General features: G+C 67.2%; 12 protein-coding genes. 6 read left to right on the top strand and 6 right to left on the bottom strand.

The window, feature by feature from the left end:
* Positions 1–9 precede the first annotated feature (9 nt).
* Positions 10–1,020 carry a sulfur carrier protein ThiS gene (thiS, locus tag RH90_RS16560; protein ID WP_010187198.1) on the bottom strand — a complete coding sequence of 337 codons (1,011 nt, stop codon included), beginning with the start codon at positions 1,018–1,020 and terminating at the stop codon, positions 10–12.
* Positions 1,021–1,183: 163 nt separating this feature from the next.
* Between thiS and aroQ the strand changes: the two genes are divergently transcribed.
* The 6 genes from aroQ to purL all read left to right on the top strand — a co-directional run bounded on the left by aroQ (position 1,184) and on the right by purL (position 8,882).
* Positions 1,184–1,618 carry a type II 3-dehydroquinate dehydratase gene (gene aroQ / locus RH90_RS16565; protein ID WP_010187201.1) on the top strand — a complete coding sequence of 145 codons (435 nt, stop codon included), beginning with the start codon at positions 1,184–1,186 and terminating at the stop codon, positions 1,616–1,618.
* 34 nt (positions 1,619–1,652) lie between these two features.
* Positions 1,653–2,126 (top strand): acetyl-CoA carboxylase biotin carboxyl carrier protein, encoded by a 474-nt coding sequence (gene accB, locus RH90_RS16570; RefSeq protein ID WP_010187203.1) that lies wholly within the window; start codon positions 1,653–1,655, stop codon positions 2,124–2,126.
* Between the two features lie 2 nt (positions 2,127–2,128).
* Positions 2,129–3,481 carry an acetyl-CoA carboxylase biotin carboxylase subunit gene (gene accC, locus RH90_RS16575; protein WP_010187205.1) on the top strand — a complete coding sequence of 451 codons (1,353 nt, stop codon included), beginning with the start codon at positions 2,129–2,131 and terminating at the stop codon, positions 3,479–3,481.
* 91 nt (positions 3,482–3,572) lie between these two features.
* The gene (locus tag RH90_RS16580; protein WP_010187207.1) at positions 3,573–4,529 is read left to right on the top strand and encodes an alpha/beta fold hydrolase; all 957 of its coding nucleotides are present in this window, start codon (positions 3,573–3,575) and stop codon (positions 4,527–4,529) included.
* Between the two features lie 513 nt (positions 4,530–5,042).
* Positions 5,043–6,269, top strand: a complete 1,227-nt coding sequence (locus RH90_RS16585) for an MFS transporter (RefSeq protein WP_010187208.1) — start codon at positions 5,043–5,045, stop codon at positions 6,267–6,269.
* A gap of 372 nt (positions 6,270–6,641) precedes the next feature.
* A complete protein-coding gene (gene purL, locus RH90_RS16590; protein WP_010187209.1) occupies positions 6,642–8,882 on the top strand; it encodes a phosphoribosylformylglycinamidine synthase subunit PurL in 2,241 nt (746 codons plus the stop codon).
* Between the two features lie 15 nt (positions 8,883–8,897).
* Here the strand turns inward: purL and RH90_RS22160 are convergent, their stop codons facing one another.
* From RH90_RS22160 to RH90_RS16615, 5 genes are all read right to left on the bottom strand, one after another.
* Positions 8,898–9,941 (bottom strand): GGDEF domain-containing protein, encoded by a 1,044-nt coding sequence (locus RH90_RS22160; RefSeq protein WP_010187210.1) that lies wholly within the window; start codon positions 9,939–9,941, stop codon positions 8,898–8,900.
* 90 nt (positions 9,942–10,031) lie between these two features.
* The gene (locus RH90_RS16600; protein ID WP_010187211.1) at positions 10,032–10,310 is read right to left on the bottom strand and encodes a DUF1467 family protein; all 279 of its coding nucleotides are present in this window, start codon (positions 10,308–10,310) and stop codon (positions 10,032–10,034) included.
* Positions 10,311–10,455: 145 nt separating this feature from the next.
* Entirely contained in the window at positions 10,456–12,093 is a 1,638-nt protein-coding gene (locus tag RH90_RS16605) for a ribonuclease J (RefSeq protein WP_010187213.1), read from the bottom strand.
* Positions 12,094–12,218: 125 nt separating this feature from the next.
* Positions 12,219–13,001 (bottom strand): type III pantothenate kinase, encoded by a 783-nt coding sequence (locus RH90_RS16610; protein ID WP_010187215.1) that lies wholly within the window; start codon positions 12,999–13,001, stop codon positions 12,219–12,221.
* 31 nt (positions 13,002–13,032) lie between these two features.
* A complete protein-coding gene (locus RH90_RS16615) occupies positions 13,033–13,824 on the bottom strand; it encodes a biotin--[acetyl-CoA-carboxylase] ligase (protein ID WP_010187217.1) in 792 nt (263 codons plus the stop codon).
* Positions 13,825–13,828 lie beyond the last annotated feature (4 nt).

Raw genomic sequence — 13,828 nt, forward strand, 5'->3', positions numbered from 1 at the left:
CCGAACCGGTTATATCAGCCCCGCGAGCGGGCTCGACGGATCGGCATACATCCGCCGCCCCATCCGCCCCGCGCGGTACGCCAGCCGCCCCGCCTCGACCCCGGCTTTCATCGCCGCCGCCATCATCACCGGGTCCTTTGCTTCGGCGATCGCCGTGTTCATCAGCACGCCGTCGCAGCCGAGCTCCATCGCCTGCGCGGCCTCGGATGCGGTGCCGACGCCTGCATCGACCAGCACCGGCACCTTGGCGCCCTCGACGATCAGCCGGATCGTGACGCGGTTCTGGATCCCGAGCCCCGACCCGATCGGCGCGCCCAAGGGCATGATCGCGACCGCGCCGACATCCTCGAGCCGCTTCGCCGCGATCGGATCGTCGACGCAATAGACCATCGGCAGGAAGCCTTCCTTGGCGAGGATCTCGGTCGCGCGCAGCGTCTCGACCATGTCGGGATAAAGCGTGCGCGCTTCGCCCAGCACTTCGAGCTTGACCAGATCCCAGCCGCCCGCCTCGCGCGCCAGGCGCAGCGTGCGGATCGCCGATTCGGCGTCGAAGCAGCCCGCGGTGTTGGGCAGATAGGTGACCTTCTTGGGGTCGATGAAGTCGGTCAGCATCGGCGCATTGCGGTCCGAAACGTTGACGCGCCGCACCGCGACGGTGACGATCTCGGCCCCCGACGCCTCGAGCGCGGCGGCGTTCTGCGCGAAGTCCTTGTACTTGCCGGTGCCGACGATGAGGCGCGAGCGGAAGGTCCGGCCAGCGACGCTCCAGGTGTCGGCATCGAGCGCGGCGGCATGATCCCCGCCGCCGACGAAATGGACGATCTCGAGCTCGTCGCCGTCCTCGACCAGCACATCGGCGAGCGTCGAGCGCGGCACGACCGCGAGATTGCGCTCGACCGCGACCTTCTCGGGCATCAGCCCGAGATCGGCGGCGAGGTCGGCGAGGCTCAGCCCGGCGCGCACGCGGCGATGCTCGCCATTGAGCTGGATGGTGATGGTTCCGTCGCTATGCGATTGCACGATTGTCCAACTTCCGTTCGGGCGGGGTCTGACCCTGTCCCCGTCCTGCCCGGCAGAGGAGAACAGCCCTTCGACAAGCGCTGGGCGAACGGGCTATGGAGCTTTGCACCTAGGCCCCGCCCTGCCCGCATTCAACCGCCCACAGCCGGAAGTCCCCTCCGCGATGCCCGAAACCATCTTCGTCCTCAACGGCCCCAACCTCAACCTGCTCGGCACGCGCGAGCCCGAGATCTACGGCCACGACACGCTCGACGACATCGCCGGCCAGCTCGAGGACCGCTCGCGCGAGCTCGGCCTGTCGATCGACCTGCGCCAGTCGAATCACGAAGGGCATCTGATCGACTGGCTGCACGAGGCGCAGGCGCTTCCCGCCAAGGCGGTGCTGCTCAACGCCGGCGCCTATACGCACACCTCGATCGCGCTCTACGATGCGATCAAGGCGATCCGCACCCCGGTGATCGAGGTGCATCTGTCGAACCCGCACGCGCGCGAAACCTTTCGTCACGTGAGCCGTATCTCCCCCGTGGCGCACGGGACGATCTGCGGTTTCGGCGCGCTTTCCTACATGCTGGCGCTTGAAGCCGCCGCGCGTCTCTGACAGGACGCGCCCCAACAAGGGAGATACGGGTCTCATGGCCGAAGATTCACACAAGGACGCAATGCGGATCGACGTCGATCTGGTGCGTCAACTCGCCCAGCTGCTCGACGACACGCAGCTGACCGAGATCGAAGTCGAGGATGGTGGTCGCAAGATCCGCATCGCGCGCAAGGCCGCAGCCGTCGCCGGCGCGGTGCAATACGCCCCCGCGCCTGTCGCTAGCGCACCTGCGGCCACGAGCGCGCCCGAGATCGTCGCGTCGCCGGCGGCTGCGATCAACGCGGTCAAGTCGCCGATGGTCGGCACCGCCTACCTGTCGCCCAACCCCGAGGCGAAGCCGTTCGTCAGCGTCGGCGACAGCGTCGCCGCGGGCGACACGCTGCTGATCGTCGAGGCGATGAAGGTGATGAACCCGATCCTCGCGCCGAGCGCGGGCCGCGTCACCGCGGTGCTCGTCACCAGCGGCCAGCCGGTCGAGTTCGACCAGCCGCTCGTGGTCGTCGAGTAATCATGCCCGAGATCAAGAAGCTCCTGATCGCCAATCGCGGCGAGATCGCGCTGCGAATCCACCGCGCCTGCCACGAAATGGGTATCCAGACCGTCGCGGTGCATTCGACCGCCGACGCCGATGCGATGCACGTGCGACTCGCCGACCAGGCGATCTGCATCGGCCCGCCGTCGGCGACCGAGAGCTATCTCAACATCCCCAACATCATCTCGGCGGCCGAAATCTCGGGCGCCGACGCGATCCACCCGGGCTACGGCTTCCTCTCGGAGAACGCCAAGTTCGCCGAGATCATCGAAGCGCACGGCATCATCTTCGTCGGGCCAAAGCCCGAGCATATCCGCACGATGGGCGACAAGATCGAGGCCAAGCGCACCGCCGGCGCGCTCGGCCTGCCGCTCGTCCCAGGGTCTGCCGGCCCGATCAGCGATCTTGCGGAAGCCAAGGAAATCGCGGCGCAGGCCGGCTATCCGGTGATCATCAAGGCCGCGTCGGGCGGCGGTGGCCGCGGGATGAAGGTCTGCACCTCAGAGGACCAGCTCGAGACGCTGATGCAGCAGGCCGGCAGCGAGGCGAAGGCCGCGTTCGGCGATGCGACGGTCTATCTCGAGAAATATCTCGGCAACCCGCGCCACATCGAATTCCAGGTGTTCGGCGACGGCGAAGGCAATGCGATCCACTTGGGCGAGCGCGACTGCTCGCTCCAGCGCCGTCACCAGAAGGTGCTCGAAGAGGCCCCCTCCCCCGTGCTCGGCGAAGAAGACCGCGCGCGGATGGGCGGGATCTGCGCCAAGGCCATGGCCGACATGGGCTATCGCGGCGCCGGGACGATCGAATTCCTGTGGGAAAACGGCGAGTTCTATTTCATCGAAATGAACACGCGCCTCCAGGTCGAACATCCCGTCACCGAGGCGATCACCGGGCTCGATCTGGTGCGCGAACAGATCCGCATCGCGGAAGGCCACGGACTGACGCTCCGCCAGGAAGACGTCCAGTTCCGCGGCCATGCGATCGAATGCCGCATCAACGCCGAGGACCCGCGCACCTTCGCGCCGTCGCCGGGGCTGGTGAAGGCGTATCACGCGCCGGGCGGGATGAACGTCCGCGTCGATAGCGGGCTCTATGCCGGCTACCGCGTGCCGCCTTACTACGATTCGATGATCGCCAAGCTGATCGTCTATGGCACCACCCGCGCCGGCGCGATCCGCCGCCTGCGGCGTGCGCTCGAGGAGTTCGTCATCGACGGCCCGACGACGACGATCCCGCTCCACCAGGCGCTGATCGAGGACCCCGACTTCCAGAAGGGCGACTATACGATCAAGTGGCTCGAGGAATGGCTCGCGCGCCAGGACGGCTGATCCCAATCCCCTTGTTTTTCCTTGCGAACCCGTAATGATGCAGTCGTTGCTGCAGCTTATGGGCGGTGAGGACTAACAGGGGGACGACGGCTTGCGCACACGGATCTTCGGTGCAATCGCGGCGGCGATCTTCGCGTCGCTGTTCGTCGCCTTCCTTTACGTCCGCAGCCCCGACACCGATCCACACGCGATGCGCGCCAAATACGGCGCGGCGCCGTCGCAGTTCGTCGATCTCGGCGACGGGCTGACCCTCCATCTGCGCGATACCGGCCCGCGCGACGCGCCGGTGCTGCTGCTGCTTCACGGCATGAACGACTCGCTCTTCGCGTGGGAGCCCTGGGCGCAGCGCCTCGACGCGCGATATCGCGTTATCCGGATGGATTTGCCCGGCCACGGGCTGACCGGTGCGAGCCCGACCCGGGGCTATGGTCCGATCGCCATGGCGAAGGTGATCGAACGACTCCGCGCGCGGCTCGGCGTCGCGCGGATGGTCGTGGCGGGCAATTCGATGGGTGGCGGGGTCGCCTGGCATTATGCGCTGCTCCACCCGCAACGCGTTCGCGCCTTGGTGCTAATCGACTCGGTCGGGCAGCCCGGGCCCGCCGATGACGGCGCCTCGCTGGTGATGCGAATCGTGCAGACGCCCGGGCTGCGCGACCTCGCGCTCCAGATCACGCCGCGCTCGATGATCGCCGACGGCTTGCGCGGTGCGTTCCACGATCCCGCAAAGGTCAGCGCGGCGATGATCGATCGCAGCTGGGAGCTGTTGCGCTATCCCGGCAACCGCCGCGCGATGCTCGATCGCTTCGCCTTGCCCGCCGACGTGGCGACTCCGGCCGAGCTCGCGCGCCTGACGATGCCCGTCCTCATCCTGTGGGGCAGCGACGACCAGATGATTCCGGTCGCGTCGGCGCACTGGCTCCAGTCGCATATCCCCGGCAGCCGGCTGATCCTCTATCCCGCGACCGGCCACGCCGTGATGGAGGAACGCCCCGACCAGAGCGCCGCCGACGTCGACCGCTTCGTCACGGGGCTGCCGGCCGGATAGATCGTTCCCGACGCCCTACCCCGTCACCCCGGCCCTGTGCCGGGGTCCACCGCGACGCGCGTTCTGCCGCTCGAACACAAGCGGCACGGCGGGCCCCGGGAAGAGCCCGGGGTGACGAAGGAGAGGATCGCGTCGCGTCTTCCTCTGCGCCCCTCCGCGTCCTCCGCGCCTCTGCGCGAACCAATTTCTTTTTGCGCGCAGAGGCGCGGAGGACGCAGAGGGGTTGCGCATCGCGCCTTCGCGCCTTCGCGTGAACCAGACGTCTCTCCTACGCGAAGACGCGAAGACGCGGAGCGAGAGGATGACGCGACCGCCCCCGTCCGTCACCCGGCCCCGTGCCGGGGTCCACCGGGACACGCGTTCTACGCGTGCAGCGCTCGCGGGACGGTAGGCCCCGGCACGAGGCCGGGGTGACGAAGGAGGGCATCCGTCTCGCACCACGCACCCCGCGCTAACCGCTTGGCCTCCCAGCCCTACCCCCCTAAGCTCCCCCCCGACCGCCCCGGAGCCGCCATGACCCTCATCGAAAATCTCCGCACGCTTACCCCCTCGCAACGCAACTCGATCTGGGCGAGCTATCTCGGCTGGACGCTCGACGCGTTCGATTTCTTCCTGCTCGTCTTCATGCTGTCGGCGATCGCGACCGAGTACGGCACCGACGTCAAGCATGTCGCCGAGGCGACCTTCCTCACGCTCGCCGCGCGGCCGTTCGGCGCGTTCTTCTTCGGCTGGCTCGCCGACCGCGTCGGGCGGCGGCCGATCATGATGATCGTCATCCTGCTCTTCTCGATGTTCTCGCTCGCCTCGGCCTTCGTCACCTCGCTGACGATGCTGTTCGTCGTCCGCGCGGCGTTCGGCTTCGCGATGGGCGGCGAATGGGGGATCGGCGCGAGCCTCGTCATGGAATCGATCCCGCCCAAGCTGCGCGGGCCGGTGTCGGGCCTGCTCCAGTCGGGCTACCCGTCGGGCTATTTCCTCGCGAGCCTCGTCTATTTCCTGCTGTTCGACCAGATCGGTTGGCGCGGCATGTTCGTCGTCGGGATCGCGCCGGCGATCCTCGTCTTCATCATCCGCTCGCACGTCGACGAAAGCCCGGCGTTCGAGGCGCGCAAGGACGAGGCCAAGCCCAATCCGTTCGTCGAGCTCGCGCGCCACTGGAAGATCGCGCTGTATCTCGTTGTCCTGATGACCGCGTTCAACTTCTTCAGCCACGGCACGCAGGATCTCTACCCGACTTTCCTCAAGCAACAGCACAAGTTCGACACGCACACGATCGGCGTGCTCACCGCGATCATGAATATCGGCGCGATCGTCGGCGGGCTTAGTTTCGGCATCTGGTCCGAGACGATCGGTCGCAAGCGCGCGATCATCATCGCCAGCCTGCTCGTGCTGCCGGTGATCCCACTCTGGGCGTTTGCGCAGACGCCGCTGCTGCTCGGGCTCGGCGCCTTCCTCGTCCAGGTCGCGGTGCAGGGGGCGTGGGGGATCGTGCCGGTGCATCTCAACGAGCTGTCGCCGGCGCTGATGCGCGGCATGTTTCCGGGCTTCGCCTATCAGCTCGGCAATTTGATCGCGTCGCGCAACGGCCCGTTCCAGGCGGGAATCGCCGAGGCGCATGGCGGGAGTTACGGATACGCGATGGCGCTGGTCGCGGGGATAACTGCGGTGGTGCTGGTGATATGGACCTGGCTAGGCCCCGAACGCCGCGATGTGGATTTCGTGGCGGAAGCCAAGGCCTAGCCCCAAATCCTCCCCCGGGAACCGGGGGAGGGGGACCCTGAGCATTCAGCGAAGGGTGGAGGGGGCCTCTCCGCAAGCGTTACGCCCGTGGCGGCCCCCTCCACCACCAGCCTGAAGAAGGCTGGCGGTCCCCCTCCCCCGGTTCCCGGGGGAGGATTTAAGGGCGCTGTCCTACAGGCCGTGTTTCTGTTATGTTCCAGATCGCTCGTTGAAATCGTAGAGACCGGCAGCAGATCATCACAAATTCGGAAACAATCCCCCCGCACAACATCACGTCTAGGGGTCAATCGAGTCAACCAAACACGCTTCGTCGCACATCGCACCCGCGTGACAAGGGTGACGGACGCGCAACCGCCCGCTAAAGGCACAGCCATGACCGACATCACCCCAGAGATCGTCGCCCAGCACGGGCTGTCCACCGAAGAATATGAGCGCGTGCTCGTCGCGATGGGCCGCGAGCCCAATCTCACCGAGCTCGGCATCTTCTCGGTGATGTGGTCCGAGCATTGCTCGTACAAATCGAGCCGTATCCACCTGAAGAAGCTCCCCACCACCGGCCCGCAAGTGATCTGCGGCCCCGGCGAGAATGCCGGCGTGATCGACATCGGAGACGGCCAGGCGGCGATCTTCAAGATGGAGAGCCACAACCACCCGTCGTACATCGAACCCTATCAGGGCGCGGCGACCGGCGTCGGCGGCATCCTGCGCGACGTCTTCACGATGGGCGCGCGGCCGATCGCCAACCTCAACGCGCTGCGCTTCGGCCGGCCCGATCATCCCAAGATGCGCCATCTGATCGCCGGCGTGGTCCACGGCATCGGCGGCTACGGCAATTGCGTCGGCGTCCCGACCGTCGGCGGCGAGGTGAACTTCCATCCGGCCTATGACGGCAACATCCTCGTCAACGCGATGACCGTCGGCGTCGCGCAGCAGGACAAGATCTTCTATTCGGCCGCCTCGGGCATCGGCAATTCGATCGTCTATGTCGGCTCGAAGACCGGCCGCGACGGCATCCACGGCGCGACGATGGCATCGGCCGATTTCGGCGAGGATTCGGAATCGAAGCGCCCGACCGTTCAGGTCGGCGATCCCTTCACCGAGAAGCTGCTGATCGAGGCGTGCCTCGAACTGATGGCCTCGGACGCGATCGTCGCGATTCAGGACATGGGGGCGGCCGGCCTCACCTCCTCGGCGGTCGAGATGGCGTCGAAGGGCGGCGTCGGCATCGAGCTCGACATGAACGCCGTGCCGCAGCGCGAAACCGGCATGACGCCGTACGAGATGATGCTGAGCGAGAGCCAGGAGCGCATGCTCATGGTGCTGAAACCCGGCCGCGAGGACTTCGCCGAGGCGATCTTCAAGAAGTGGGAGCTCGATTTCGCGGTGATCGGCAAGGTCACCGAGACCGGCCACATGGTGCTGAAGTTCAACGGCGAGACGGTCTGCGACATCCCGCTCGCCCCGCTCGCCGACGAAGCCCCGCTCTACGATCGCCCCGCCGCGTCGAAGGAAGAGTATCAGGCCTGGGCGAAGGTGCCCCCGCTCGGCGCCACCCCCGAGGCGAGCGACATCGCCGCCGACCTGCTCAAGCTGATGGCCTCGCCCGACATCGCCTCGCGTCGCTGGATCTGGGAGCAATACGACACCCAGGTCGGCGCCGACACCGTCCAGCGCCCCGGCGGCGATGCCGCCGTGGTCCGCGTCCACGGCACGCAGAAGGGGCTCGCGATGAGCACCGACTGCACCCCGCGCTATTGCTATGCCGACCCGTATGAAGGCGGCAAGCAGGCCATTGCGGAGTGCTATCGCAACCTCTCCGCGGTCGGCGCGACCCCGCTCGCGGTGACCAACTGCCTCAACTTCGCCAACCCGCAGCGCCCCGAGATCATGGCGCAGATCACCGGCTGCCTCGACGGCATGAGCGAGGCGTGCCGCGCACTCGACTTCCCGATCGTCTCGGGCAACGTCTCGCTCTATAACGAGAGCAAGGCGACCGGCGGCGGCTCGGCGATCCTGCCGACCCCCGCGATCGGCGGCGTCGGCCTGCTCGCCGATTGGTCCAAGTCGGCGACGATCGCGTTCAAGGGCACCGGCGACGTCATCGTCCTGATCGGCGACCGTCGCGGCCATCTCGGCCAGTCGCTGTGGCTGCGCGAAGTCCATGGCCGCGAGGAAGGCCCGCCCCCGCCGGTCGATCTCGACGCCGAGCGCCGCAACGGCGAATTCGTCCGCGCCCACATCGCCACTGGCGCGCTGACCGCGGTGCACGACGTGTCCGACGGCGGCGTGGCGGTCACGGTCGCCGAGATGGCGCTCGCCGGCAATGTCGGCGCGATGCTCCACGCGCCGCTGCCGTGCGGCGTGGCGTGTTCGCTGTTCGGCGAGGACCAGGGCCTCTACGTCGCGACGATCGCCGACCATCTGCTGCTCGAGACGCTCACCGCCGCCGATGCCGCCGGGGTCGAGATCGAGCGGATCGGCCGGACCATCGCCGGCCGGCTGATCTTCGAGCTGCCCGACGACGATCATGTCGTCACGCTCGACGCGCTGCGGACGGCGCATGAAGGCTTCTTCCCCGCGCTGATGGGGACGACCGAGGCGGTGGCGGCCTAAGCGCCGCCGCCCAGGTCAGGCGATGTCGGGGGACAGCCCCTCGACGCAGACCCGGTTCCGCCCCTCGCGCTTGGCGCGATAGAGCAGCGCATCCGCCGCGGCGATCGCGTCGAGCGCGGCCCCGTGCGAGGTCATCACGATCCCCGCCGAGAAAGTGATCGGATCGAGCGCTTGATCCGTCTCGCGCAACCGAAAGGTCCGGCGTTGCAGCGCCTCGTTGGCCGCGGTGATGACCGCGCGGGCTTGGCTCCGCGTGACCCCGCGCATCAGGATGACGAATTCCTCGCCCCCCCAGCGCGCCACGATATGCGGCGCGCAACTGCGCGCGATCGCCTCCGACACCGCCTTGATCACCCGGTCGCCGACCGGATGGCCATAGCGGTCGTTGATCGCCTTGAAGCGATCGATATCGCAGATCGCCAGCGCGACCGGCGTACCCGCCTCCGCCTTGGCAAGCTCGGCTTCGAATCCGCGGCGGTTCACCAATCCCGTCAGCGAATCGCGCAGCGCGTCGTTCTGCGCGGCGGCGACCTCGGCATGGAGCGCATCGATCTCCTTGAGCGCCGACACCAGATGCCGCTCGGTCTCGCTCGAGCGCGCGATCATCGTGGTGATCGACTTGGCGATCGGCAGGTCATCTTCGTCGATCTGGTCGAGCTCGGCGCTGAGGTCACGGCCGAACCGCCCCGTCGCCGAGGCCGCATCGCTGGCGAGATCGTGGAGCTGGAGCGTCTGGTGCCGCAATCGCACGCCATTGCGCGACTCGGCCGCGATCTCGACGCCGGCGCCGCCCGTGGACGACAGCGCGCGATAGGCGCTGTAGATTTCGTCGGCCTGATCCTGCGAAAGCGACGCCCCCGTGATCAGAATCGCGTCGATCGCGCGCGCCGCGAGGCACGCCGGGTCAGTCTGGTAGAGATAGCCCAGTTCGTAATTGGGCGGAGTCGGATCAAGCGACTGCGTGGCAAGAAAAGCCAGGACGTCCGCCGCGACCGACTCGCTCGCCACGAAGCGTCCCGCATTCGTGATTGGCCCTTTCCGCGCGCGTCCGACGTTCATCACTCTGCCCTTTTCCTCCGGGCATAGTAGCGAGGGTCTCGTTAATAACGGATGCAAAACGACCCAAAATCGTATCCGGGTCGGCCCTTTTTACTCGACCCCATTCCACGTGCCGAACACGTCGAGCATCTGCGGCGTCAGCCAGCCGAAATGGAAGTTGAGCATGTAGAGCGACCATAGGATCGTCGCGACGATCGTCACGCGCTTCGCAATCTTGCCAGGATGGAATTCGTGCGGCGCACTTTCGGCCTGGCCAGGAACGCGCTCGACGCCGGCTTCATCGCTCGTTTTGACGCCGAACGGCAGCACGAAGAACACCGAAAACGCCCAGAACAGGAAGTAGATCGCCAGCGCCGAAGTCCACCGCATTGGTCCTGGTCCCGTCCTAGCCACAAGGTCGCCCCTCCCCTTCAGGGGAGGGGATGGGGGGTGGGGAAGTGCCTCGCAGAGACCTGCGCTCGCGACTGCCCCACCCCGACCCCTCCCCTGAAGGGGAGGGGCTAAGCTGTAGGCCTTACGCCTCGATCAGCAGTACGTCGACGTTCGGCTTCTTGCCGGTCCAGCGCGTCGCGACTTTCCGCGTGGCCAAGCGGATCTGCTCGCGCAGCTTGTCGCGGTCGCGTCCGCCCTGCTTGGTCGCCGCGATCACCGCGCTGACGGTTTCCTCGAGGAACGGCTCGCGATCCTCCTCGACCGGGATGCCCTGGATGCGGACCTGCGGCGTACCGATCAGCCCGCGCGAGCCAATCGCGACCGCGACCGAGATCTGCCCGTTTAGCGCCAGCTTGCGGCGCTCGTTGATCGTCTGGCCGTCACCCGGCAGGATCACGTCGCCGTCGAGCACGAGCCGGCCGACCGGCGCATTGCCGATCTTGGTCGGCGCGCCCGGCGCGAGCCGCACGATGTCGCCATTGGTCTGAACGAGGGCGCGCGGGACGCTCTCGGACAGGCCGAAGCGCGCATGCTCCATCAAATGGCGCATCTCGCCATGGACCGGCATCAGGATCTCGGGCTTCATCCAGCGGTACATCTGGAGCAGCTCGGGGCGCCCCGGATGACCCGACACATGGACATGTGCCTGGCGGTCGGTGATCATGATCACGCCCTTGGCCGCAAGCTGGTTCTGAATCCGCCCGATCGCGACTTCGTTGCCCGGGATCTGCTTCGACGAGAAGACGACAGTGTCGCCGGTCGCCAGCGCGATCGGGTGCTGGCCGTTGGCGACGCGCGCGAGCGCGGCGCGCTCCTCGCCCTGCCCGCCCGTCGCGACGACGAGCACCTTGTCGCGCGGCAGCCGCATCGCCGCCTCGGCGTCGACCGTCTCGGGGAAGTCCTTCAGATAACCCGTCGCGCGCGCGACCTTGAGGATGCGGTCGAGCGAGCGGCCCTGAACGCAGAGCGAACGGCCTGTCTCGATCGCGACCTTGCCGAGCGTGTGGAGGCGCGCGGCGTTCGACGCGAACGACGTCACCATCACGCGGCCCTTGGCCTTGCTGATCACGTCCATCAGCCCCGAGAACACGTCGCTCTCCGAGCCCGAAGCCTCGTTGTTGAAGATGTTGGTCGAGTCGCAGACCAGCGCCAAAATGCCTTCCTCGCCGATCGCCGCGAGTTCGGCCGGGCTCGACGGGTGGCCGATGACCGGGGCAGCATCGAGCTTCCAGTCGCCGGTGTGGAAGATCCGGCCATAGGGCGTGTCGATCAGCAAGGCGCTCGCCTCGGGGATCGAGTGCGACATCGGCACGAAGGTCACGCCGAACGGCCCAAGGTCGAACGGTGCGTTTGGCTGGATCACGCGAAGCTTGACGCGCGACGCGTTGCCCTCTTCCTCGAGCTTGCCGCGGATCAGGCCGGCGGTGAACGGCGTCGCATACAGCGGCACGCCGAGGTCTTCGGCGAGATACGGCAGCGCGCCGATGTGATCCTCATGGCCGTGCGTCAGCACGATGCCGACCAGATCGTCGAGGCGTTCCTCGATGAACTGCAGGTCGGGCAGGATCACGTCGATGCCGGGATATTGCGGATCGGCAAAGGTGATGCCGCAATCGACCATCAGCCACTTGCCTTCGCAGCCGTAGAGATTGACGTTCATGCCGATTTCGCCCGACCCGCCAAGGGCCAGGAAGAGAAGCTCGTTCTTTGGTTTCGTCACGTAGAATCGGTACTTTCATTTCGGCCGCGCCAAGCGCGTGCCTTCAGGTTTGCGCCTGTTAAGCGCGGAATATCGTAAGAGTTTGGGGAAGCGGGGCTCCGAAACACGGCGCACACTCGCTGACTCTAGGCTCCTATATGGGCGCGATCCCACAGAATCGCCAGCCCCTGAATGGTAAGATCGGGTTCGACCACGTCGAACATGCTGGTGTGCTGCTCGAACAGGATCGCGAGGCCGCCCGTCGCGACGACCTTGATCGGCCGGCCGACCTCGGCCTTCATCCGTGCGACCAGCCCCTCGATCATCGCGACATAGCCCCAGAAGATGCCGATCTGCATCTGGCTGACGGTATCGCGACCTATCACGCTGGCGGTCGCCGGCGCCTCGATCGCGATGCGCGGAAGCTTGGCGGCGGCGGTGACGAGCGCGTCGAGCGAGAGGTTGATCCCCGGCGCGATGATCCCGCCTTTGTACGCGCCGGTGTAATCGACCACGTCGAGCGTGGTGGCGGTGCCGAAATCGATCACGATCAGGTCGCCGGGGTGCCGCGCGTGCGCCGCGATCATCGTCACCGCGCGATCGGCGCCGACGCTCTTGGGCTCGAGCACGTCGAGCGCCATGCCCCATTCGACCGGCGGCTCGCCCGCGACGAGCGGCTCTGTGTTAAAATATTTGCGCGCGAGCGTCTGGAGGTTGTGGAGCGCGCGCGGGACGACGGTGGCGATGATCACGCCGGTTACCGCCGCGCGGTCATAGCCTTCGAGCGTGAGCAACTGGTGGAGCCACACGGCATATTCGTCGGCGGTGCGACGCGGATCGGTGGCGATGCGCCAGCGCGCCTTGATCGCTTTGTCCTCGACCAATGCGAAGACGATGTTGGTGTTGCCGGCATCGATCGCGAGCAGCATGGGTGTTGGCCTTCTACGAACGGATGGGACGCTAGATCAGAAACACGTCGCCGGCGTGAATGACACGGCTGCCGCCGTCCGCCAAGCGCAGGATGAGCGCGCCGTCGCCGTCGAGCCCGCCGAACAGGCCGTCGATCGCCTGTCCATCGGGCAGCCGCGCGGTGAGCGCGGTGCCGACCGGGTGCGCGCGCTCGAGCCAGCGCGCTCGGATCGGGGCGAGCCCCTGCCCGCGCCAGATCGCGAGCCAGCGGGCAAAGGCTTCGGCGAGGGTTTCGGCGAAGTCGGCAGGGTGTGGGGTTGCGCCGTGCTGAGCGAGGCTGGTGGCAAGGCGGTCAGTGTCGTCGGGGTAATGCGCGAGATTGACGCCGATCCCGACGATCACTGCGTCCCCGGAGCGCTCAAGCAGGATACCGGAAAGCTTCGCCCCGCCAAGGAGCAGGTCATTGGGCCACTTGATCCACATCGTCGCCCCGGCGGAGGCCGGGGCCGCTGGCGTATCGCGCGCGCCGGCCGGTGCGCTCCCCAACGCAGCGGCCCCGGCCTTCGCCGGGGCGACGGCCTTTTTCAGATAGACCCGAACCACCTCTTCCAAGGCAATCGCAGCAACCAGAGCCAGCGTCGCCGTCGCCGGATCCCCAGCGCGCACCCGCACCACCGTCGACCCGTAGAAATTTCCGACCGGCGAGGCCCAGACCCGCCCCTGCCGTCCACGCCCGCCACTCTGCCGCTCGGCCCGCAGCCACAGCCCCTCCACGGCGCCCGCAGCGGCGAGGAGGAGCATATCGGCGTTGGTAGACCCCGTCTCGGCGACGGTGCAGATCATAGGG

Source organism: Sphingomonas sp. PAMC 26605, assembly GCF_000241485.1.
In the GTDB taxonomy this organism is placed as follows: domain Bacteria; phylum Pseudomonadota; class Alphaproteobacteria; order Sphingomonadales; family Sphingomonadaceae; genus Sphingomonas.